We start from the raw sequence: 22,617 nt of genomic DNA, 5'->3' as shown, positions 1-22,617 counted from the left end.
AGATCCGGTTGCCTGATGCGCGTCTGAGGCCGACACCTCGGCCCGCGGGCCATCCATCAGAATGGGTCCGTGCGCTACGGCATCCTTGGCACCACCCAGGCCCGCCACGACGACGGCACCCCCGTGGCCATCGGCGGGGCGCGGCTGCGTGCGCTGCTGACGGCGCTCGCGCTGGCGGCCGGGCGGGTGCGGACCACCGGGGCGCTCATCGGGGAGATCTGGGACACCGACCCGCCCGCCGATGAGCAGGGCGCGCTCCAGGCCCTGGTCGGGCGGTTGCGGCGGGCGCTCGGCAAGGACGCCGTGGAGTCCGTTCCGGGCGGGTACCGGCTGAGCGCCGACCCCGACGACATCGATCTGCACCGCTTCGAACGGCTCGCGGACGAGGGCACCCGAGCCCTCGCCGACGGCGATCCGGCCAAGGCCGTCGACCTCCTCGACGCCGCCCTCGGGCTGTGGCGCGGGCCCGCGCTCAGCGATCTGCCCGACGCCACCGCGCCCGCCGCCCGCGCCGAGGCGAGGCGGCTGGAGGCGCGGCGCGCCCGGCTCGCCGCCGATCTCGCCCTCGGCCGCGGTGGCCAGGCACTCCCCGCGCTCACCGGGCTCTGCGACGCCCACCCCCTGGATGAGCCGCTGCACGCGCTGCGCATCCGCGCGCTGCGGGACGTGGGGCGTGCGGCGGAGGCGCTGGCCGCGTACGAGGAGATCCGTACGGAGATCGCCGAGCGGCTGGGCGTCGATCCGGGGCCGGAGCTGAGGGCGCTCCACGCCGAGCTGCTGGGGGCGTCCGGGGAGGGTTTCCCGGTGGTGCGGCCGGGGTCCGCCGCGGCCGGTTCGGTTTCGTCGGGTTCCGCGCCGTCCGGTTCGGTTTCGTCTGGTCCCGTGCCGTCTGGTCGAGTGCCGTCTGGTCCCGCGCCGTCCGGTCTCGCATCGCCCGGTCCCGTGCCGTCCGGTCTCGTATCGTCTGGTCGCGTTCCGCCCGGTCGCGTTCCGCACGGGACCGTGCCGCACGGTCCCGCGCCGTCCGGTCTCGCATCGCCCGGTCCCGCATCGTCCGGTCTCGTGCCCGGCCGTGCCGGTGGTGGGAATCTGCGGGCGCGGCTGACCAGCTTTGTCGGTCGCGAGGGCGACTTGGTGACCCTGCGCGGCGATCTGGCCGGGCATCGGCTGATCACCCTCCTCGGGCCCGGCGGCGCCGGGAAGACGCGGCTGTCGCAGGAGGCCGCCGAGTCGGCCGCGTCCGCCTGGCCGGACGGGGTGTGGCTGGCCGAACTCGCGCCCGTGGACGACCCCGAGACCGTTCCTGAGACGGTCCTCAGCGCGGTCGGGGGGCGCGAGACGGTCATCCTCGGCACGGCGGCCGAAGGGCTGCGTGCCGCGGCCGACCCGACCGTGCGCGATCCGCGCGCCCGGCTCATCGAGCACTGCGCCCCGCGCCGGATGCTGATCGTGCTCGACAACTGCGAACACCTCGTGGAGGCCGCGGCGCATCTCGCCGAGTCCCTGCTCGCCCACTGCCCCGGGGTCACCATCCTGGCCACCAGCCGCGAACCCCTCGCCGTGCCGGGCGAGTTGGTGCGCCCCGTGGAGCCGCTGCCCGACCCCGTCGCGCTGCGGCTGCTCCAGGACCGGGGCGCGGCGGCCCGGCCCGGGTTCCGTACGGAGGACGATCCGGCCGCGTGTGCCGAGATCTGCCGACGTCTCGACGGACTGCCCCTGGCGATCGAACTGGCCGCCGCGCGACTGCGGTTGCTCACCCCGCGGCAGCTCGCCGACCGGCTGGACGACCGCTTCCGCCTGCTGACCAGCGGCAGCCGTACGGCGCTGCCCCGCCAGCAGACCCTGCGGGCCGTTGTCGACTGGTCCTGGGGCCTGCTCGACGCCGCCGAACGCACGGTGCTCGCCCGGCTGTCCGTCTTCGCCGGCGGCTGCGGTCTCGCCGAGGCGGAGGCGGTGTGCGGGGACGCGGAGGGGCGCCCCGGGGGCGTGGAGCCCCGGGACGTGGCCGTGCTGCTCGGTTCCCTTATCGATAAATCGCTGGTCGTCACCGCGCCCGCGGCGGAGCCCGGGGCGGACGGGGAGATGCGGTACCGGCTGCTGGAGACCGTCGCCGAGTACGCGGCGGAGCGGCTGGACGAGTCCGGTGAGCGGGCTGCGGTCGAACGGCGCCATCTGGTCGCCTACCGGGAGCTGGCCCGTACCGCCGATCCGCTGCTGCGCGGCCCCGCCCAGCGCCACTGGATGGTCCGGCTGGAGACGGAGCACGAGAATCTGCGCACCGCACTGCGTCTGGCCGTGGCCGCCCGCGACGAGCAGGAGGCGCTGTGCCTGGTGCTCTCGCTCGGCTGGTTCTGGCATCTGCGCGGCCACCGCGCCGAGTCGCGCCATTGGGCGACTGCCGCGGCCGAGCTCGGGCCGAGCCCCTTCGCACCGCCCGTGGTCCCCGCGCCGCCGCTGCACATCAGCTGCACCGCCGCCCCGCCGCCGATGGAGCCCGAACTGCTGGTGGAGGCGCGGCGCGGGGTGCGGCTGTTCGCGCTGGCCAACATCGAGGGCGACCTCCAGGCCGTGGTGGGCGAGGACACCCAGCGCGAGCTGGAGGGCATCGTCGCCGCCTACCGGGCGGGGCTGCCCCAGACCTGCCGTCTCCCGGGCGTCCTGTGGTTCTTCGCGGTGGTCCTCAAGGGCGACCTCGGGATGTTGCGGGAGATGGCCGACGAGTCCGTGCGCACCTGCCGTGAACTGGGCTATGAGTGGGAGCTGGCGTTCACCCTCCAGCTCCGGGCCAGGATCTACAACGAGCGGAGCGGTGAGAACGAGGGCGCGATCCGCGACGCCGACGAGGCCCTGGAGATCTTCCGCCGCATCGGTGACACCTGGGGCGCGGCGGAGGCGCTGGCCGGCCGCGGCGAGACACGGGAGCAGCGCGGCGAGGGCGCGGCCGCGGCCGCCGACTACCGCGCGGCGATCCGCTGCGCCCAGGACCTCGGCGCCCATGAGCAGGTGCTGTGGCTCCGGGCCCGGCTGGCCGGGGTGTTCGTGGAGTTCGGGGACGAGGAGGAGGCCGCGAAGGGCGAGCGGATGCTGCGCGAAGTGGTCGAGCAGGGGCCGCAGGTGGGCGCGGAGGCGCTGGCGTATGCCCGGGTCCATCTGGCGCAGCACTGCGGCACCACCGGCCGCGTCGGGGAGGCGCGGGCCCTTCTGGTCACCTTGCACGGGGAGTTCGAGAGGCGTGCGCTGAAGCTGTTCGAGGGGATGGCGGAGGGGATGCTCGCCTGGGTGGACCTGCTGGAGGGACGGCCGGACGACGCCCTGGCGACCGTACGCGGTGGGCTGGTGAAGACCTCCGGCCGGATGACGGGGCTGATCGCGCCGTTCATCCCGGTGACCCAACTGCTCACCGCCGCCGAGGCGCTGAGCGCCCTCGGCGGCCCCGAACGGGCCGAAACCGCGGCGCGGCTGGCGGGAGCGTATGACACATTGCGCAAGCCCCAGTACTACCGGAGGTCCGCGATCGAGCGGACGGGGCGGGAGCGGACCGAGACCGCGGCGCGGGCCGAACTCGGGGACGCCGCGTACGAGCGCGTCCACGCCGAGGGCATGGGCCTCACCCTGGAGGAGGCCGTCGCGCTGGTCTGAGCGGCCGTGCGACCGGCCGGGCGCGCCCCCCGTAGGACGCGCCCGGCCGGTCGGGCGAAACCGTGGACCGTCAGCTCGTCTTGTTGCGGAACCTGCGCACCGCGAGCGGCGCCACGACCACCGTGAGGGCCACCGCCCAGCCCAGGGTCACCATCACCGGCTCGGCCACCGCGCCATGGCCGCTGGTCAGCGCCCGTGCGGCGTCCGCGAGCCGGGACAGCGGGTTGTACTCGGTGAAGGCCCGCAGCCAGTCCGGCATGGTGGCGGTCGGGGCGAAGATGGACGAGCCGAACTGGAGCGGCATCATCACCAGGAAGCCCATACCGCTGACCGCCTGCGGGGTGGGCATCGACATCCCCAGCAGCATGAAGATCCAGGTCAGCGAGGATCCGAAGAGCACGGACAGCGCCACCGCGGCCAACAGCTCCACGGGTCCGGTCTCGAGCTCGAAGCCCATGGTGAAGCCCATGATCAGCAGGATGAGGGTGGACACCAGCATCCGGCCGCTCTCCACGATCAGCTTGGCGATCAGCACCGAGGAGCGGGCGATCGGCATGGTGCGGAAGCGGTCCATGACGCCCTTGCTGAAGTCGTCATTGACGCCGATGCCGATCGACATCGCGATGTTGAGCCCGCCCATCGCCATCAGACCGGGGATGAAGTAGTTGACGTACTCCGACCGGTTGCCGCCCGTCATCGCGCCGCCGAAGACGTAGGTGAACAGCAGCGCGAAGACGATCGGCATCGCCAGGGCGTCGAACATCGCGAACGGTTCGTACCTGATCTGCATGGCGTTGCGCCGCACCAGTGCGCCGATGTGGCGCAGATTGGCGCGCGGGCCGATCCGGCCGTCGCTCTTCCCCCGCATGGGCGCGGTCATCGTTGCCGTACTCACGCGGGGACCTCTTCCAGCGTCTTGTAGTCCTGCGGGGTGGACGACATCCGGCCGGTGATGGCCAGGAAGACCTCGTCCAGGCTGGGCAGATGGGTGTCGATCCCGGCGATCGCGAAGCCGCGCTGACCGAGCAGCCCGATCAGGGCGGTCAGCTGCTCATCGCTGGCGATGGGCACATTGACCAGGCCCCCCTCGACGTCGGCGGTCGCGCCGCCGATGCCCTCGAGCCCCGCCTGGGTGATGGCGCCGACCATACGGTGCAGCTCACCGGGGTCGGACGGGCGGATCTGGAGGGTGCGGCCGCCGATCTTGGCCTTGAGCTCGTTCACCCTGCCGTCGGCGATGACCCTGCCCCGGTCGATCACCGTCAGATGGTTGGCGAGCTGCTCGGCCTCCTCCATGTACTGCGTGGTCAGCAGCACGGTGGCGCCATCGGCGACCATCCGTCTGACCTCGTTCCACACCTCGTTGCGGGAGTGCGGGTCCAGACCGGTGGTCGGCTCGTCCAGATAGAGCACCGAGGGCCGGCCGATCATGGACGCGGCCAGGTCGAGCCGGCGGCGCATACCGCCGGAGTAGGTGCGCACCCGCCGCTTGCCGGCCTCCGTGAGCGAGAACCGCTCCAGCATGGCGTCCGCCCGCGCACGGGCCTCCCTGCGGGAGAGATCGAGCAGCCGCCCGATCATGTAGAGGTTCTCCCAGCCGGGGAGCTTCTCGTCGACCGAGGCGTACTGCCCGGTCAGCCCGATGGTGCGGCGCAGCTGCCGGGGCTGGCGCACCACGTCGTACCCGGCCACCACCGCGGTGCCGGCGTCCGGCACCAGCAGGGTGGACAGACAGCGGACAAGCGTCGTCTTCCCCGCGCCATTGGGGCCCAGCACACCCAGGACGGTGCCCTCCGGCACGTCCAGGTCCACTCCGTCGACGGCCTTGGTGTCGCCGAAGTGCTTGACCAGCCCCCGTACTTCGACGGCGTTGCCGTCTCTGATCCTGTGTTCCCGTCGCGTCATGCGGTACACGATGACAGCCGCCACCGACAGACCACCGACAAGCGGCAGACAGCCCGCCGACGGGGGAAGATCGGCGGGCTGCCGTTGTACCGCAGTGGCTCGTGTCGCCCAGTGGTGCCTGGCGGCTACTCGTGGTGGCTAGTGGAAGGAGTGCTCCTCGGCCGGGTACGCCCCGCCGACGACGTCCTCCGCGAAGGCCCGCGCCGCGTCGCCCAGGCTCTGGCGCAGCTGTGCGTACTGCTTGACGAAGCGCGGCACCCGGCCGTCGGTCATGCCCGCCATGTCCGTCCACACCAGGACCTGGCCGTCGCAGTCGGGACCGGCGCCGATGCCGATGGTGGGGATGTGCAGCGAGCGGGTCACCTCGGCGGCCAGCTCGGCCGGGACCAGCTCCAGGACCACCGCGAAGGCGCCCGCGTCCTGGACCGCCTTGGCGTCCCGCAGCAGCTGCTGGGCCGCCTCCTCGCCACGCCCCTGGACGGGGTAGCCCCCGTAGGCGTTGACGGACTGCGGGGTGAGGCCGACATGCGCCATGACCGGGATGCCGGACTGGACCAGCAGCTCGATCTGATGGGCGGAGCGCTCCCCGCCCTCCAGCTTCACGGCGCCCACGCCCGCCTCCTTGACCAGGCGGGTGGCGTTGCGCAGGGCCTGGACGGGGCCCTCCTGGTACGAGCCGAAGGGCAGATCGCCGACGACGAGGGCGCGCCGGGTGCCGCGGACCACGGCGGCGGAGAGCAGCGCGATCTCGTCCATGGTGACGGGCACGGTGGATTCGTAGCCCAGGTGGCAGTTGCCCATCGAGTCGCCGACCAGCAGCACGGGGATGCCCGCCTGGTCGAAGACGGACGCGGTCATCGCGTCGTAGGCGGTGAGCATCGGCCACTTCTCGGCGCGCCCCTTGGCGGCCGCGATGTCACGGACGGTGATGCGGCGGGAGCCCGTACCCCCGTAGAGCGCCTTCTCGGACTGCTTTTGCGCAGGATTGACGTGCGTCATCGCTACGGCTCCTGTTCATCATCTCGAGGCGCCCTGACGGCGTCCCCGGACCAATCCCATGCTGGCACGGCTCCTGCCGGGGCGAAAGTGGGCCCGGATGCCCCGGGCGGTGGTCTTGACCACCTTTTCGCGCGGCCTTCCGCCTCGGCGTGGTCCTCCGCCATGCCGCGCCCTTCTCCGGCCCGTCGCCTCAAACCCTCGCAAAGATTTTCCAATACGATACGGTCTCGTATCGTATTTTGCTTAGCCTGGGCGGCATGGCAACCTCCACCACCCAGGGCGCCCCGGACGGGTCCGGAGTCCCCGCGGAGATCCACCGCAGACGCTGGGCGATCCTCGTCGTCCTGATGTTCAGCGTCCTGGTCGTCGTCCTCGACAACTCCATACTCAACGTGGCGATGAAGACCATCGCCTCGCCCAAGCCCACCGGGCTCGGTGCCACCCAGAGCCAGCTCGAGTGGGCGATCAACTCCTACACGCTGGTCTTCGCCGGGCTGCTGTTCACCGCGGGGATCCTCGGCGACCGGATCGGCCGTAAGAAGGTCCTGCTCGGCGGGATGGCGGTGTTCGGCATGGGCTCGGTGCTCGCCGCCTTCTCCGGTTCGCCGGGTGAACTCATCGGCTTCCGGGCGCTCATGGGCCTCGGCGCCGCCTTCGTGATGCCCGCGACCCTCGCCATCCTGGTCAATGTCTTCGAACGCGAGGAGCAGGCCAAGGCGATCGGCATCTGGGTCGCCGCGGTGGGGCTGGCCATCGCCATCGGCCCGATCACCGGTGGACTGCTGCTCGAGCACTTCTGGTGGGGTTCGGTCTTCTTCGTCAATGTGCCGGTCGTGATCGTCGGGCTGATCGCGATGGTGATGCTCGTGCCCGATTCGAGGGACCCCGCGCCCGGCCGGGTGGACCCGCTGGGCGTGCTGCTGTCCGTCGTCGGGCTCGTTCTGCTGGTCTACGGCATCATCAAGGGCGGCCAGCTGGCCGACTTCACCGACGCCCAGGTGCTGGCCTCCATCGGCGGCGGACTCGCCGTCCTGGCCCTGTTCGTACTGCACGAGAAGCGCAGCGACCACCCGGCCATCGATGTCGGCTACTTCCGCAACCCCGCCTTCTCCGCCGCCATCGCCGCCGTCGCCCTGGTCTTCTTCGCCCTCATGGGCGTGACCTTCTTCATGGTCTTCTACACCCAGAGCGTGCGCGGCTACAGCGCGCTCCAATCCGGGCTGCTGATCCTGCCGTTGGCCGTGGCGCAGCTGATCTTCGCACCGCGCGCCCGGCTGGTCGTCGAGCGGTTCGGCGCCCGTGCGGTGTGCACCTGCGGCATGCTGCTGGTGGCCGCCACCATGTCGGGGTTCCTGCTGCTGGGCGTGGACACCCCGATCATCGTGCTCGAGGTGCTGTTCTTCTGCCAGGGCGCCGGAATGGCGCATATCATGCCGCCGGTGACCACCGCGATCATGCAGGCGCTGCCACGCCAGAAGGCCGGCTCCGGCTCGGCGCTCAACAACACCTTCCGGCAGGTCGGCGGCGCGCTCGGGGTCGCCGTGCTCGGCTCGGTGCTCTCCGCCGTCTACCGCGACGGCATCCGGGACACCCTCGCCGCCGTGCCCGGCCTGCCCGACTCCGTACGGCGCTCGGCGGGCGAGTCCGTCGAGGCCACCCTGGGGGTCGCCGAGAAGCTGGGGCCCAAGGGCCAGGCGCTGGTGGGCCCCGCGCAGGACGCCTTCGTCCACGCCATGCACATCACCGCCCTCGGCTCGGCGGGCGTCGCGGTCCTCGGCGCGCTGGTCGTGCTGGCCTTCCTGCCCGGCAAGGGCGCCTCCGGCCAGGCCCCCGACGACGGGCGGCCGCGGTCGCGGGAGGAGGCGTCGGCCCACCGATGACCGCACCGGAGAGCTCCGCGCCCAGGCTCCGCGGCCGCCCCCGCAGCCCCGCCACCGACGCCGCGATCATCGAGGCCGCGCTGCGGCTGCTGGAGGAGGGCGCCTCGCTCGGCGGGCTCTCGATCGAGGGGATCGCCCGCGAGGCGGGCGTCGGCAAGGCCACCGTGTACCGCCGCTGGCCCGGCAAGGAGGCGCTGATGCTCGATGTGCTGCGCTCCCTGGAGGAGCCCAGCCCCGAGCCGGCCGGGGTCTCGGTGCGCGACGACCTCGTCACCATCCTGGAGTTCATGCGCCGGCGCGGGCTCGCCAAGCGCAACTCCGCCCTGTTGCGCAGCGTCATCACGCAGATGCACGCCCACAAGGAGTTGTGGCGGGCCTACGACGAGAACGTGATAGCGGCCCGCCGCGCCTGCCTGCGCGCCGTGCTGCGGCGGGGGCGGGAGAGCGGCGAGATCCGCGCCGATGTGGATCTGGAACTGCTCGCCGACCTCTTCACCGGTCCGATGCTCACGCGCGCCATGCTGCACGAGTGGCGGGAGTTGCCCGACGGGCTTGCCGAACGGATCGTCGACACCGTCCTCGAAGGGGTTTCCCCACGCCGCTGAGCGGTTTGTGCCCGTTGTGTCACAACACGCCCTCCCGGGTCGGGAGGTGGAACTCCGGGCCGTCGCCCCTACGTCCTCCGACGGGGAGCACCCCACCGGGGGCGTCGGGAAAAGCCCTGGTCATCACCTAGGGTCGTAGCCCAAGGCGCGGCAGTTGAGGCAGTGAGGGACAGCGAATGACGCAGGCGTACACGCAGGAGCCGGGACAGCTCGGGGACGCGCCCCGGCGATCGGACTCCCGGATCGGCCGCCTGCTCGATCGGCTCCGGGACGATCGCGGCATCTGGCGGCGCGGACTGGTGCTGGCGGCGATCGCGATCCTGCTCGCGCTGGTCATGATCTTCCACGCGGATATCCCCAACCGCGTGGGCAACCTCGGCTCCCTGCTGGAGACCTTCCTGCCGTGGCTGGGCCTGTTCCTCCCGGTGCTGCTGGTGCTCGCTGTGGTACGGCGGTCGGCGAGCGCCGTGCTGGCGCTGGTGCTGCCCGTCGCCGTCTGGCTGAACCTCTTCGGCGGGCTGATGTTCTTCGACAAGTCCGGCAGCGGCGGCGGTGAACTGACGGTGGTCACCCACAACGTCAACGCGGAGAACGGCGATCCGACCGGCACCGCGAAGGACGTGGCCGCCTCGGGCGCCGATGTGGTGGCGCTCGAGGAGCTGACCAGCGCGGCCGTGCCGACGTACGAGCGGGCCCTGGCGGGCACCTACCGCTATCACACCGTGCAGGGCACGGTGGGGCTGTGGAGCAAGTACCCGCTGTCCGGCACCAAGCCGGTGGACATCAAGCTGGGCTGGACGCGGGCGCTGCGCACCGCCGTCGCCACCCCGCGCGGTGAGGTCGGCGTCTATGTGGCGCATCTGCCCTCGGTGCGGGTGAAGTTCAACGCGGGCTTCACCGCAGGGCAGCGCGACGCCAGCGCGGAGGCGCTGGGCCAGGCCATCGCCCGGGAGCCGCTCCGCAAGGTGATCCTGCTCGGCGATCTGAACGGCACGATGAACGACCGGGCGCTCGCGCCCGTCACCTCACAGATGCGGTCCGCCCAGGGCGCGGCGGGCGACGGCTTCGGCTTCAGCTGGCCCGCCTCGTTCCCGATGGCGCGGATCGACCAGATTATGGTGCGCGGGGTGGACCCGGTCTCGGCGTGGGCCCTGCCCAGGACCGGCAGCGACCACCTTCCGCTGGCGGCGTCGGTCGACTACTGAGGTCGCGCCGCGTGAAGTGGACGGAGCTCGCGGGGCTGAGGTGACGGAGCTCACGGGGCTGAGGTGACAGGGCCCACGGGCCTGAGGTGACAGGGCCCACGGGCCTGAGGTGACAGGGCCCGCGGGTCTGAGGTGACGGAGCCCGCGGGGCTGGGGTGACAGAGCTCACGGGGCGCCCGGCGAGATCTTACGTCCCGTTCACCTTGGGGATCTCCTTGGGAACATTCGGCGTGAGAGACTTTGTTCAGCTAGAGAACATATGCATCCTTGCGCGTTTCTCCTTCGTTTGAAAGGTCTCTCATGCCCCTGGCCCTGCTCGCCCTTGCTGTGAGCGCCTTCGGCATTGGTACTACCGAATTCGTGATGATGGGGCTGCTGCCCAATGTCGCGAACGATCTGGGCACCTCGGTGCCCACGGCCGGGTACCTCGTCTCCGCATACGCCATCGGAGTCGTGGTGGGCGCTCCGCTGCTGACCGCCCTCGGTTCCCGTATCCCGCGCAAGCGGATGCTCGTGTTGCTCATGGCGCTCTTCACGGTGGGCAACCTCGCCTCCGCCTTCGCCCCCAGCTTCGGACTGCTGATCGCGGGCCGGGTGCTGGCCGGGCTGCCGCACGGTGCGTTCTTCGGCGTCGGCGCGGTGGTCGCCGCGCGGCTGGTGAGCGAGGACCGGCGGGCCCGCGCGGTCGCCACCATGTTCCTCGGGCTGACGATCGCCAACATCGTGGGCGTCCCCGTCGCCACCCTGCTCGGCCAGAACCTCGGCTGGCGCGCGACCTTCCTGGTCGTCTCCGCGATCGGCGTCGTCGCCATGGCCGCGCTCGCCCGGCTCGTTCCGCGGGTCTCCCTGGAGCAGCACGGCGGGCTGCGCCAGGAACTCGGCGCGCTGCGCGACCGGCAGGTGCTGCTGGGGCTGCTCACCGCGGTCTTCGGCTTCGCCGGCGTCTTCGCCGTCTACAGCTACCTCGCCTCGATGATGACCGAGGTCACCGGGTTCGGTGAATCGACGGTCACGCTGGTGCTCGCGCTGTTCGGCATCGGCATGACGCTGGGCGCCCTGGTCGCCGGTCCGCTGACCGACCGGGCGCTGCGGCCGACGCTCTACGGTTCGCTGGCGGCCCTGGCCGTCGTGCTCGTGCTCTTCGACTTCACGGTGCATGTGAAGTGGGCGGCGCTGGTATCGGTCGTGGTGCTGGGCGCGGTCGGCTTCATGACCACGACCCCGCTCCAGATGCTGGTGATGAACAAGGCCCAGCACGCCCCGACGCTGGCCTCCGCCTCCAACCACTCCGCCTTCAACCTCGCCAACGCCGGCGGCGCGTGGCTCGGCGGCGCCGCCATCGCGGCGGGCTGGGGCTGGACCTCCCCGACGCTGGTCGGCGCGGTGCTCGCGGTGATCGGGCTTGCGATCGCGCTGATCGCGGGCGTGAGCGACCGGGCGCCGGTGGGGGGTTCGCGGGTTGTCGCGAGTGGTGCGAGTGGTGAGGGTGTGCGGCGGTTGTCTGAGGTGGGGTGAGCTACGGGGGGCTCCGGCGGCTCTTTCCCCTCCCCGCCCCTTCCCACTACCAGGGGCTCCGCCCCTGGGACCCCTGGGCCCCGGGGGGCCGGGGGTCCCGACCCGGGCCCCGGGGCTCCGGCCCCCCGGTCCGGGACTTCGGGTTGGGGCTCCGGGCCCCCGGGGCGGGGCTCAGCGTCGGGATTTCGGGTCGGGGCTCTGAAACCCCGGGTCTCGGCTCTGGGTAGGGACTTCGGGCCGGGACTCCGGGAACCTGGGTCGGGGCTCCGGAACCCTGCGACTCCGCGCTTCCGTGCCCCCAGGACCCTGGGGTTCCGGGACCCTGAGTCGGGGCTCTCGGATTCCGGGTCGGGGCTCCGGGGCGCTGGGACTCCGAGACCCCGGGACCCAGAGGCCCTGCGCCTCCGCGCCTCTGCCACTCCGCGCGTCTGCGTCTCCGGGGCCCTGGGGCTCCGGGATGCCGGGACCTTGAGTCGGGGCTCCGGGGCTCCGGGGCTCCGGAGCGCCGGGACCCTGCGCGTCCGCGCTTCCGCGTCTCCGGGGCCCTGGGGCTCCGGGAACGTCGGGACCCTGAGTCGGGGCTCTCGGGACCTGGGTCGGGGCTCTGGCACGTCGGGACCGCGCGCCTCCGGGATTCCGAGACCCCGGGACCCCTGAGGCCCTGGGACTCTGCCACTCCGCGCCTCCGGGTCCTGGGTCCCGGGGCCAGGGGCCCAGGGGCGGAGCCCCTGGTAACGGGGTCCGGGGCGGAGCCCTGGTTCGGGGGCTGGGGCGGAGCCCCAGTTTCGGGAAGGGGCGGGGAGGGGACAGCCCGCCGCAGGCGTCACGACCCGTCGGACACCCCCTGAGCGTTCCGCTGGAGGTGCTCTGGGGTTGATGGATCGTCTGCGGCGCCGTCGTGGCTGGTCGCGCAGTTCCCCGCGCCCCTTCGGGGCGCCCCCGAGCTGTCGTCGGTCGTCCGCGGCGTCGTCGTGGCTGGTTGCGCCCGCGCGGGGGAGCCGCATGTTGGGTCAGCCTTGCGCCGCTTCGGGGTGCCTTGGGTCGCGTCCGTGCGGGGGAGCCGCATATTGGCTCAGCTTCGGGGCGCCCTGGGTCGCGCCCGCGTGGTGGAGCCGAGCATTGACGCAGCCCCGCGCCCCTTTGGGGCGCGTTCGTGGCGTTGCCCGGGTGTTTTGGATCTGGTGGGCTTGACTTTGACACCGATGTGAGGCTTTAGCGTCCCCGTCATCAGCCGCGAGACGAAGGGCACCACCTGATGACCAGCACCTCACCCCTGGCCCGCGTCGTCCGGGGCAGCGGCCCCGGGCTGTTGCTCGCCCATGGCGGGACCGGCTCCATCGAGGGAAACTACGGTCCGATCCTGGACGGCCTCGCCGAGCGCCGTCGCGTGGTCGGCCCCGACTACCCCGGCTCCGGCCGCACCCCGCGCGCCAACGGGCCGTTGGACCTCGACACCCTCGCCGACCAGTTGGTGGCCACGGCCGTCGAGGAGGGCCTGGAGACCTTCGCCATCGCCGGGTACTCGCTCGGCGGCCCGGTCGCCCTGCGCGCCGCCACCCGCCATCCGGAGCGGGTCACCGCCCTCGTGCTGACCGCGACCTTCGCCCACCCCAGCGCCCGCATGCGGCTCCTGGTGGAGGACTGGCTGCGGCTGCTCCGCTCGGGCGACCAGGAGGCGGCCGCCCGCTGGACCACCCTCGTCGCCGCGGGCGCGCCCTATCTGGACCGGATGACGCCCGAGGAGCTCGCCACGCTGATCGCGTACGCCCGCGACTCCATACCGCCCGGCGCGGTCGACCAGGTCGAACTGGTCGACCGGGTCGACGTCCGCGAGGACCTGGGCCGGATCCGGGTGCCCACGCTGGTGATCTCCACGGCGCTGGACACGATGGCCACGCCGTACCACCACCGCCAGGTCGCCGACGGGATCCCCGGGGCGCGCTTCGCCGAGCTGGCGTCCGGCCATCTGCCGTTCGCGGAGGCGCCCGGTGAGTGGCTGGGGCTGATCAGGGCGTTCCTGGACGCCCAGGCGTAACCCTCACGGGCGCCCCGCCGACAGGCTCAGTCGTGCTCCCGCCAGCGGTTGGTGATGGGCAGCCGGCGGTCCTTGCCGAAGCCCTTCGCGGAGATCTTCGTGCCCGGCGGGTACTGCCGGCGCTTGTACTCCGCGGTGTCCACGAGCCGCAGGATCCGGGTCACCAGCGCATCGTCGTACCCCGCCGCGACGATCTCCGCGCGCCCCTGGTCACGGTCGACGTACAGCTCCAGGATCCGGTCGAGGATGTCGTAGTCGGGGAGCGAGTCGGTGTCGACCTGGCCGGGACGCAGCTCGGCGCTCGGCGGCTTGGAGATCGAGTTCTCGGGGATGGGCGGGGTCTGGCCCCGCTCTTCCGCCGCGCGGTTGCGCCATTTCGACAGCCGGAAGATGGAGGTCTTGTAGACGTCCTTGATCGGGCCGTACGCGCCGACCGAATCCCCGTAGAGCGTGGAGTAGCCGCAGGCCAGCTCGGACTTGTTGCCCGGGGCGAGGACGATATGGCCCTCCTGGTTGGAGATCGCCATCAGCATCGTGCCGCGCAGCCGCGACTGGAGGTTCTCCTCGGCCAGCCCGGTGAGCCCCAGGGACCCCATATAGGCGTCGAACATCGGGGCGATCGAGACCGTGCGGAAGTTGAGCCCGGTGCGCCGCGCCAGCTCGGCGGCGTCGGCGATCGAGTGCTCGGAGGAGTAGCGCGAGGGCATGGCGACGCCGTACACGTTCTGCGCGCCGACCGCGTCACAGGCGATGGCGGCGACGAGCGAGGAGTCGATCCCGCCGGAGAGCCCGATCAGCACACTGCGGAAGCCGTTCTTGGCCACATAGGCCCGCAGCCCCACGACCAGCGCCGTGTAGATCTCCTCGTCGTCCCCGAGCCGCTCGGCCTCGCCGCCCGCGAGCTCCGGCTCGTAACCGGGCAGCGGGTCGGCGGAGAGGGTCACATGGTCGATGCGCAGCCCGTCGTCCACGACCCCCTCGGGGACGGAGTCCGGGTCGGCGGCGGGCAGTTCGAGGTCGAGCAGCACACAGCCCTCCGCGAACTGCGGGGCGCGGGCGATGACTTCGCCGGCGCGGTCCACGACGATCGAGTCGCCGTCGAAGACCAGCTCGTCCTGGCCGCCGATCATCGCCAGGTACGCGGTGGTGCAGCCCGCCTCCTGGGCCCGCTTGCGCACCAGGTCCAGCCGGGTGTCGTCCTTCTCCCGCTCGTACGGCGAGGCGTTGATCGACAGCAGCAGCCCGGCCCCCGCCGAGCGGCTGGCCGGCACCCGGCCGCCGTCCTGCCACAGGTCCTCGCAGATGGCAAGGGCCACGTCCACGCCGTGGACGCGGACCATGGGCAGGGTGTCGCCGGGCACGAAGTAGCGGAACTCGTCGAAGACGCCGTAGTTCGGCAGATGGTGCTTGGCGAAGGTCAGGGCGATGGCGCCCCGGTGCAGTACGGCGCCCGCGTTCTGCGGTGAGCCGGCCGGCTGGCCGTACCGCCGGGCGCCCTCACTGCGGTCGAGATAGCCGACGACCACCGGCACCTCGCCCAGCCCCTCGGCGTCCAGCCGCTCGGCGAGCGAGCGCAGCGCGGCGCGCGACGCCTCGACGAAGGACGAGCGCAGCGCCAGGTCCTCGACGGGGTAGCCGGTCAGCACCATTTCGGGGAACGCCACCAGATGGGCACCCTGCTCGGCGGAGTGCCGGGTCCAGTGGAGTATCGACTCGGTGTTGCCGTCGAGGTCTCCGACGGTCGAGTCGATCTGGTTCAGAGCGAGGCGAAGTTGAGGCACGCGCCCAGTGTAATCGTCTGTCTGACGCGATAGCCGGGGGTGTCTCTCATCTCACGCCGCCGGACGGGGGCCGGGGCCCGCCTCCGCCCGGCCCCCGCGGCTCCGGGGCCGGGCCGGTTCCGCCGCAAGCGGCTACTTCTGGTAGCCGAGGATGGTCATCATCCCGGACTCCGAGTGGTAGACGTTGTGGCAGTGGACCATCCACAGCCCCGGGTTGTCGGCGTCGAGGTCCACGTCCACCTTGTGGTGCGGCAGCAGGATCGTGGTGTCCTTACGGGGGCCGTCGTCGGGCAGCGCGAAGGTGTGGCCGTGCAGATGCACCGGATGCCACATGTCGGTGCCGTTGATGAAGGAGATCCGCACCCGCTCACCGGCGCGCACCGGATAGCGCTGCGAGGGGTCGTACGGCCGGTCGTTGATCGCCCAGTCCCACCGCCGCATCGAGCCGGTGAGCCGCATCCGGATGATGCGGTCGGGCTCCTTGGGCGTCAGCCGTACCTCCTCCGCCGCCTTCAGCCGGTCCGCGGTGAGCAGCTCGCCGTCCAGCTCCTTGGGGCGCGGGAACTTCACGGGGTTCTTGCCGCGGGTGCGCAGCACCGCCATCGCGGACCGCCCCTTGCCCTCGGCGATGACGGCGAGCGGGAAGACCCCGTCCTTGACGGTGACCAGCACGTCGTAGCGCTCGCCCATGCCCAGCAGCAGCGCGTCGGTCCTGGCCGGTACGACGGGGTAGCCGTCGGTGTGGGTGACGGTCATCCGGTGGCCGCCGAGGGCCACCCGGAAGGCGGTGTCGCCGCCCGCGTTGATGATGCGGATGCGGACCCGGTCGCCGCGCTTGGCGCGGAAGACCTGCGGGGACTCCGGGCTGCGCCCGTTGACCAGGTAGTACGGGTAGGTGACATCGCCCGCGTGGCCGCCCAGCGGCCCGCTCTCCGAGGGGGCGGCCTTCCGCCGTGCCGTGGCCCGGACCCCGGTGCCCTTCGCGCCGCCCTTGGCCGTGCTCTTCGCCCCGCCTTCGGCCTTGGCGCCGGGCTTGCCCCCGCCCCCCATGCCCTCCATGGAGTGGCCGCTCTTGCCGCCGCCCAGCCGCTCGAACACCTTGTCCGGGGTGCGGCCGCCCACCCCGTCGAGCCAGTCGTCGAGGACGACGACCCACTCCTTGTCGTACGTCAGCGGCTCCTTCGGGTCCTCCACGATCAACGGTGCGTACAGCCCCCGGTCCAGCTGGACGCCCGAGTGCGGATGGATCCAGTACGTGCCCGGGTAGAACGCGGTGAAGCGGTAGTCGAAGGCGGCGCCGGTCTTGATCGCCCGCTGGGTCACCCCCGGCACGCCGTCCATGTCGTTGCGCAGCCGGATGCCGTGCCAGTGCAGCGTGGTGGACTGCGGCAGGTTGTTGGCGAGGGTGAGCGCGATGGTGTCGCCCGCGGTCACCCGGATCTCCCGGCCCGGCACCTGATCCTCGTACGCCCAGGAGGCCACCTTGCGGGCGCCGATGTCCAGGGTGGTCGCGGTGGCGGTCAGCCGGAACTCCCGCACCGGCCCGGGGCCCCGCCGCTGCTCGACCGCGGCGACCTCCGGGCCGTGAGGGGAGACATACTCCGCCGGGACGTCGTCCGCGGGCGCCCCGGCCCTGGCGGGGGCGCCCGTCGCGTCGCCGTCCACGCCGCCGTGGCCCCCGGCGTGGGGGCGGGGGCCGGGGGAACCGCAGGCGGTGAGCAGACCGCTGCCCGCGGCGGCGATGCCCGTGCCGAGCACGGCACGGCGAGTCTTTTCGTGCATGAGTCAGTACCCCAATGCTGATGTGTGCCGGATGCGTGAGGGGTCGGCGCGTCCACCGACCCGCCGGGAGGGCGGGCGGCCGACGCGCCGCTATATGCGCCGCATCAGCGATCGGCTGTGGGGTGAGGGGCCTCGATGCACCGCCGCCTCCATCTGACCGTTCAGATCATCGTCTGACCGCATGATCATCGTGATAATCGGCAGCCTACCCCCAAGGGGTATGGACCTCCCGCAGGCGCCACGGAGGGCGCGGAACGCCCGGGGTCCGGGACCGGCCGGGTGAAAGTACGATGCACACATCGTGGTGAGGTGAGGGGAGACCGGAGAGACCGGACGAAACCTCGGCGAAATCCCACCGCGTGATACTAGGGCTGCGGAAGGTGCCCCGCGCCCGCGCAAAGAGCCGTTTGACCTGCAAGGATAGGGGACCATGGATAAGCAGCAGGAGTTCGTGCTCCGCACGCTCGAAGAGCGCGACATCCGGTTCGTGCGGCTCTGGTTCACCGACGTGCTCGGCTTCCTGAAGTCCGTGGCCGTCGCGCCGGCCGAACTCGAGGGTGCCTTCGACGAAGGCATCGGATTCGACGGCTCCGCGATCGAGGGCTTCGCCCGTGTCTACGAGTCCGACATGATCGCCAAGCCGGACCCCGGGACGTTCCAGATCCTGCCCTGGCGCGCCGAGGCCCCCGGGACCGCGCGGATGTTCTGCGACATCCTGATGCCGGACGGCTCGCCGTCCTTCGCCGATCCGCGTTTCGTCCTCAAGCGGATCCTCGCCAAGACCTCCGACCTCGGCTTCACCTTCTACACCCACCCCGAGATCGAGTTCTTCCTGCTCAACCAGAAGCCGGTGGACGGCACCCGCCCGGTGCCCGCCGACTCCTCCGGCTACTTCGACCACACCCCGCAGAACATCGGCATGGACTTCCGCCGCCAGGCGATCACCATGCTCGAATCGATGGGCATCTCGGTCGAGTTCTCCCACCACGAGGGCGCCCCCGGCCAGCAGGAGATCGATCTGCGCTACGCCGACGCGCTCTCCACCGCCGACAACATCATGACCTTCCGGCTGGTCATGAAGCAGGTAGCGCTGGAGCAGGGCGTACAGGCCACCTTCATGCCCAAGCCGTTCTCCGAATTCCCCGGCTCGGGCATGCACACCCACCTCTCCCTCTTCGAGGGCGACCGCAACGCCTTCTACGAGTCCGGCGCCGAGTTCCAGCTCTCCAAGGTGGGCCGCTCCTTCATCGCCGGGCTGCTCCGCCACGCCGGGGAGATCTCCGCCGTGACCAACCAGTGGGTCAACTCCTACAAGCGCATCTGGGGCGGCTCCAAGCGCACCGCCGGCGCGGGCGGCGAGGCCCCCTCCTACATCTGCTGGGGCCACAACAACCGCTCCGCCCTCGTCCGCGTCCCCCTCTACAAGCCCGGCAAGACCGGCTCCACCCGCGTCGAGGTCCGTTCCCTGGACTCCGGCGCCAACCCCTACCTGGCCTACGCGGTCCTCCTCGCCGCCGGGCTCAAGGGCATCGAGGGCGGCTACGAACTCCCGGCCGGAGCCGACGACGACGTCTGGGCCCTCTCCGACGCCGAGCGCCGCTCCCTCGGCATCGAGCCCCTGCCGCAGAACCTGGGCGAGGCGATCGACCTGATGGAGCGCAGCGAACTGGTCGCGGAGACGCTCGGCGAGCATGTCTTCGACTTCTTCCTGCGCAACAAGAAGCAGGAGTGGGAGGAGTACCGCTCCGAGGTGACGCCGTTCGAACTGCGGAAGAACCTGCCGGTGCTCTAAGCGGTCCGCTGGAAGTGCCCCGACCTGCCGTCGATCGTCTGCGGCGCCGTCCGCGGGAAGCGAGGGCGGGCTCCGCCCGCCCCGCTGTTCGTCTCGCCGCCGTTGACGCCTGGACCTGCCGCTTCGCCCTCCGGGTCGCTTAGGCTCGGCAGCGGCGCCTTTGATCACGGGTGTGCGCGTGGTCGGGTGGGGCGGGTCGACCAGGGACGGGAGGCGGCGGGATGTCCGTACCGCAGGGACGCAGGAGCAGCAATGTCACCCGGCTGCTGCGGCACGGTTTCACCGACGCCTCGGCCGCGCAGCGACTGCTGGACGCGCCCGAGCTGGCCGCGGTGCGCAGCGATCCGGTGCTGCTGGAGGCGCTCGGCGCGACCGCCGACCCCGATCTGGCGCTGCTCGGGCTGCTGCGGCTCGTGGAGGCGCTGCCCGAGGAGGAGGCGAAGGAGGCCGGGGCGGGGGAGGACGGTGGGCAGCGGGCCGGTTCGCGGCAGGCGCTGCTGGACACCCTCGTCACCGCCAAACCGCTGCGCGACCGGCTGCTCGGGGTGCTCGGCGCCTCCGAGGCGCTGGGCGACCACCTGGCCCGCCATCCGGGGGACTGGCACGCCCTGGTGACCTATGAGTCGGCCGATCTGCATCCGGCCACCCCCGAGTTCGAGCGGGCCCTGGCCGAGGGGGTCTGGGGCGAGCCCGGGGCGGGGCTGCCCCGGCCGGACGCGCTGCGGGTCGCCTACCGCCGGGCGCTGCTGGCCATCGCCGCCCGCGATGTGTGCGGCACCACCGACCTCACCCAGACGGCCGCCGAGCTGGCCGACCTGGCGACCGCCACGCTGCGGGCCGCGCTGGAGATCGCCGTCGAGGAGCAGCCGCAGGACGCCGCCGCGTGCCGGCTGGCCGTGATCGGCATGGGCAAATGCGGGGGCCGCGAGCTCAATTACGTCTCGGATGTGGACGTGATCTTCGTGGCGGAGTCCGTTGAAGGCGTTGACGAGGACGAGGCGGTGCGGGCCGCCACCCGGCTCGCCTCCCGGCTGATGCGGGTCTGCTCCGATGTCACCGTCGAGGGCACCATCTGGCCCGTCGACGCCAACCTCCGCCCCGAGGGGCGCAACGGCCCGCTGGTGCGGACCCTCTCCAGCCATCTGGCGTACTACCAGCGCTGGGCCAAGACCTGGGAGTTCCAGGCGCTGCTGAAGGCGCGTCCGGTCGCGGGTGACGAGGCGCTCGGCCAGGCGTATGTGGACGCGCTCGCGCCGATGGTCTGGCAGGCCGTCGAGCGCGAGAACTTCATCCCCGATGTGCAGCAGATGCGCCGCCGCGTGGTCGAGAACATCCCCGTGTCCGAGGTCGACCGCGAGCTGAAGCTGGGTCCCGGGGGCCTGCGCGACGTGGAGTTCGCCGTCCAGCTGCTCCAGTTGGTGCACGGGCGGTCCGACGAGTCGCTGCGCAGCGGTACGACGCTGGACGCGCTCGCGGCCCTGGCCGCGGGCGGCTATGTGGGGCGCACCGACGCCGCCGCGCTCGACGCCGCGTACCGCTTTCTGCGCACCATGGAGCACCGCCTCCAGCTCTACCGGCTGCGCCGCACCCATCTGATGCCCGAGGGCGAGGCCGATCAGCGCCGCCTCGGCCGGTCGCTCGGCTTCCGTACGGAGCCGGTGACCGAGCTCGGCACCGCCTGGCGGCGGCACGCGCGCGAGGTGCGGCGGCTGCACGAGAAGCTCTTCTACCGGCCGCTGCTGGACGCCGTGGCCCAGCTCCAGCCCGGCGAGATCCGGCTCAGCCCCGAGGCGGCCGGGCAGCGCCTCACCGCCCTGGGGTACGCGGATCCGGCCGGTGCGCTGCGGCATCTGGAGGCGCTGGCGTCCGGTGTGACCCGTAAGGCGGCGATCCAGCGCACGCTGCTGCCCGTGCTGCTGGGCTGGTTCGCCGACTCCGCGGAGCCGGACGCCGGGCTGCTGGGCTTCCGCAAGGTCTCCGACGCGCTGGGCAAGACACCCTGGTATCTGCGGCTGCTGCGCGACGAGGGCGCCGCCGCCGAGAACCTGGCCCGGGTGCTCTCCGCCGGGCGGCTCGCCCCCGATCTGCTGCTGCGCGCCCCCGAGGCGGTCGCCCTGCTCGGCGACCCGGAGGGGCTGCGCCCGCGCGGCCGGGCCCATCTGGAGCAGGAGGTGCTGGCCGCCGTCGGCCGCGCCGACGGCGCCGAGCAGGCGGTCGCGGCGGCGCGCGGGGTGCGGCGGCGCGAGATGTTCCGTACGGCGGCCGCGGACATCATCGAAAGCGCCCGGCTGGCCAACGGCGAGGTGCGCCCGACCGTGAGCTGGCCGCCGGCGGGCGATCAGCCGCCGGGCGGCCGGACCCCGGGCCGGGCCACCGGGGCGGCGCCCGCCGCTTCGGCGACCAGGGCCCCCGAGGTCCCCAGCGCCCTGCGGGCCTCCGAACCCCATGTGCCGGCCCGGCCCGCCCCTCCCGCCGCCGAACCGCCCGTGGACGCCGCGACGCTGATCGACATGGTCGGCGGCGCCCTCTCCGACCTGAACGCCGCGACCCTCGCCGGAGCGCTGCGCGCCGCCGTCCGCGACACCTGGGGCGATGAGCTGCCCACCCGCTTCGCCGTCATCGGCCTCGGCCGCTTCGGCGGCCATGAGCTCAGCTACGGCTCGGACGCGGATGTGCTCTTCGTCCACGAGCCGCGCGAGGGGGCCGATGACCAGGAGGCCGCCCGCGCCGCCTTCGCCGTGGCCAACGAGATGCGACGGCTGCTCCAGCTTCCCAGCGTCGACCCGCCCCTGCTCATCGACGCCGATCTGCGCCCCGAGGGCAAGTCCGGGCCGCTGGTGCGCAGCCTCGCCTCTTACGCCGCCTACTACCGCCGCTGGGCGCTGGTGTGGGAGAGCCAGGCACTGCTGCGCGCCGAGCCGGTGGCGGGCGACCCCGGGCTCGGCGAGCGGTTCATCGAGCTGATCGATCCGCTGCGGTATCCCTCCGAGGGGCTGGGCGAGGACGCGATCCGTGAGATCCGTCGGCTCAAGGCCCGGATGGAGTCCGAGCGGCTGCCGCGCGGGGCCGACCCCACCACCCACGCCAAGCTGGGCCGCGGCGGTCTCAGCGATGTCGAGTGGACCGTCCAGCTGATCCAGATGCGGCACGGCTGGGCCGAGCCCGGCCTTCGCACCACCCGCACCCGCGAGGCCCTGGCCGCCGCCCACGCCGCCGAGCTGATCGCCACCGAGGACGCCCAGACCCTCGACGAGGCGTGGGTCCTGGCCAGCCGCGTCCGCAACGCCGTCATGCTGGTCCGCGGCCGCCCCGGCGACACCTTCCCGACGGACGTCCGCGAACTGGCCGCGGTGGGCCGCTACCTGGGCTACGGCCCCGGCCACGTCGGCGAGCTGCTGGAGGACTACCGCCGCACCACCCGCCGGGCGCGGGCGGTGGTGGAGCGCCTCTTCTACGACTACGAGGGCTGACGGGGCTGT

Annotated in this window: 13 protein-coding genes; 8 read left to right on the top strand and 5 right to left on the bottom strand. The window is 72.4% G+C overall.

The annotated features are described in order from the left end of the window. Positions 1–69 precede the first annotated feature (69 nt). Positions 70–3,639 carry an AfsR/SARP family transcriptional regulator gene (locus AB0E24_RS36455; RefSeq protein WP_359383701.1) on the top strand — a complete coding sequence of 1,190 codons (3,570 nt, stop codon included), beginning with the start codon at positions 70–72 and terminating at the stop codon, positions 3,637–3,639. A gap of 70 nt (positions 3,640–3,709) precedes the next feature. Here AB0E24_RS36455 and AB0E24_RS36450 read toward each other — a convergent pair whose 3' ends face one another. From AB0E24_RS36450 to panB, 3 genes are all read right to left on the bottom strand, one after another. Further along, complete coding sequence (locus tag AB0E24_RS36450; RefSeq protein WP_069869257.1) at positions 3,710–4,534, bottom strand: ABC transporter permease; 825 nt, start codon at positions 4,532–4,534, stop codon at positions 3,710–3,712. Then, positions 4,531–5,544, bottom strand: a complete 1,014-nt coding sequence (locus AB0E24_RS36445; RefSeq protein ID WP_079257359.1) for an efflux ABC transporter ATPase subunit, DrrA-related — start codon at positions 5,542–5,544, stop codon at positions 4,531–4,533. Before AB0E24_RS36445 ends, AB0E24_RS36450 begins: the two co-directional genes overlap by 4 nt. A gap of 138 nt (positions 5,545–5,682) precedes the next feature. Beyond that, positions 5,683–6,543 carry a 3-methyl-2-oxobutanoate hydroxymethyltransferase gene (panB, locus tag AB0E24_RS36440; RefSeq protein WP_069869258.1) on the bottom strand — a complete coding sequence of 287 codons (861 nt, stop codon included), beginning with the start codon at positions 6,541–6,543 and terminating at the stop codon, positions 5,683–5,685. A gap of 257 nt (positions 6,544–6,800) precedes the next feature. On the opposite strand from panB, the gene AB0E24_RS36435 reads away from it, so the two are divergent. The 5 genes from AB0E24_RS36435 (at position 6,801) to AB0E24_RS36415 (ending at position 13,783) form a co-directional block, all read left to right on the top strand. Further along, complete coding sequence (locus tag AB0E24_RS36435; protein WP_359383695.1) at positions 6,801–8,423, top strand: MFS transporter; 1,623 nt, start codon at positions 6,801–6,803, stop codon at positions 8,421–8,423. Continuing rightward, entirely contained in the window at positions 8,420–9,028 is a 609-nt protein-coding gene (locus AB0E24_RS36430) for a TetR/AcrR family transcriptional regulator (RefSeq protein WP_069869260.1), read from the top strand. The genes AB0E24_RS36435 and AB0E24_RS36430 overlap by 4 nt, the downstream gene beginning before the upstream one ends. 176 nt (positions 9,029–9,204) lie before the next feature. Continuing rightward, positions 9,205–10,233 (top strand): endonuclease/exonuclease/phosphatase family protein, encoded by a 1,029-nt coding sequence (locus AB0E24_RS36425; RefSeq protein ID WP_079257357.1) that lies wholly within the window; start codon positions 9,205–9,207, stop codon positions 10,231–10,233. Positions 10,234–10,533: 300 nt separating this feature from the next. After that, positions 10,534–11,748: an MFS transporter gene (locus tag AB0E24_RS36420; protein ID WP_147967350.1), complete on the top strand. Its 1,215-nt coding sequence runs from the start codon at positions 10,534–10,536 to the stop codon at positions 11,746–11,748. A gap of 1,255 nt (positions 11,749–13,003) precedes the next feature. Then, on the top strand, positions 13,004–13,783 hold the full coding sequence (locus AB0E24_RS36415) for an alpha/beta fold hydrolase (RefSeq protein WP_359383691.1): 780 nt from the start codon (positions 13,004–13,006) through the stop codon (positions 13,781–13,783). Between the two features lie 26 nt (positions 13,784–13,809). On the opposite strand, the gene AB0E24_RS36410 is transcribed toward AB0E24_RS36415, so the two are convergent. Next, the gene (locus AB0E24_RS36410; protein ID WP_359383689.1) at positions 13,810–15,564 is read right to left on the bottom strand and encodes an NAD+ synthase; all 1,755 of its coding nucleotides are present in this window, start codon (positions 15,562–15,564) and stop codon (positions 13,810–13,812) included. Between the two features lie 132 nt (positions 15,565–15,696). Continuing rightward, on the bottom strand, positions 15,697–17,346 hold the full coding sequence (locus AB0E24_RS36405; protein WP_359383686.1) for a multicopper oxidase family protein: 1,650 nt from the start codon (positions 17,344–17,346) through the stop codon (positions 15,697–15,699). A gap of 430 nt (positions 17,347–17,776) precedes the next feature. On the opposite strand from AB0E24_RS36405, the gene glnA2 reads away from it, so the two are divergent. After that, on the top strand, positions 17,777–19,138 hold the full coding sequence (gene glnA2 / locus AB0E24_RS36400; RefSeq protein ID WP_069869265.1) for a gamma-glutamylpolyamine synthetase GlnA2: 1,362 nt from the start codon (positions 17,777–17,779) through the stop codon (positions 19,136–19,138). A gap of 221 nt (positions 19,139–19,359) precedes the next feature. After that, entirely contained in the window at positions 19,360–22,608 is a 3,249-nt protein-coding gene (locus AB0E24_RS36395; protein ID WP_359383683.1) for a bifunctional [glutamine synthetase] adenylyltransferase/[glutamine synthetase]-adenylyl-L-tyrosine phosphorylase, read from the top strand. The last annotated feature ends 9 nt before the right edge of the window (positions 22,609–22,617 follow it).

It is taken from the genome of Streptomyces malaysiensis subsp. malaysiensis (genome assembly GCF_040653035.1).
GTDB classification, from domain to species: Bacteria; Actinomycetota; Actinomycetes; order Streptomycetales; family Streptomycetaceae; genus Streptomyces; species Streptomyces malaysiensis.
This window is presented reverse-complemented; position numbering and strand designations above follow the sequence as displayed.

Coding starts and splice junctions, on each gene's coding strand:
- AB0E24_RS36415 (WP_359383691.1), top strand. CDS start 13,004: ATGACCAGCACCTCACCCCTGGCCCGCGTCGTCCGGGGCAGCGGCCCC.
- AB0E24_RS36420 (WP_147967350.1), top strand. CDS start 10,534: ATGCCCCTGGCCCTGCTCGCCCTTGCTGTGAGCGCCTTCGGCATTGGT.
- AB0E24_RS36430 (WP_069869260.1), top strand. CDS start 8,420: ATGACCGCACCGGAGAGCTCCGCGCCCAGGCTCCGCGGCCGCCCCCGC.
- AB0E24_RS36445 (WP_079257359.1), bottom strand. CDS start 5,544: ATGACGCGACGGGAACACAGGATCAGAGACGGCAACGCCGTCGAAGTA.
- glnA2 (WP_069869265.1), top strand. CDS start 17,777: ATGGATAAGCAGCAGGAGTTCGTGCTCCGCACGCTCGAAGAGCGCGAC.
- panB (WP_069869258.1), bottom strand. CDS start 6,543: ATGACGCACGTCAATCCTGCGCAAAAGCAGTCCGAGAAGGCGCTCTAC.
- AB0E24_RS36425 (WP_079257357.1), top strand. CDS start 9,205: ATGACGCAGGCGTACACGCAGGAGCCGGGACAGCTCGGGGACGCGCCC.
- AB0E24_RS36435 (WP_359383695.1), top strand. CDS start 6,801: ATGGCAACCTCCACCACCCAGGGCGCCCCGGACGGGTCCGGAGTCCCC.
- AB0E24_RS36395 (WP_359383683.1), top strand. CDS start 19,360: ATGTCCGTACCGCAGGGACGCAGGAGCAGCAATGTCACCCGGCTGCTG.
- AB0E24_RS36405 (WP_359383686.1), bottom strand. CDS start 17,346: ATGCACGAAAAGACTCGCCGTGCCGTGCTCGGCACGGGCATCGCCGCC.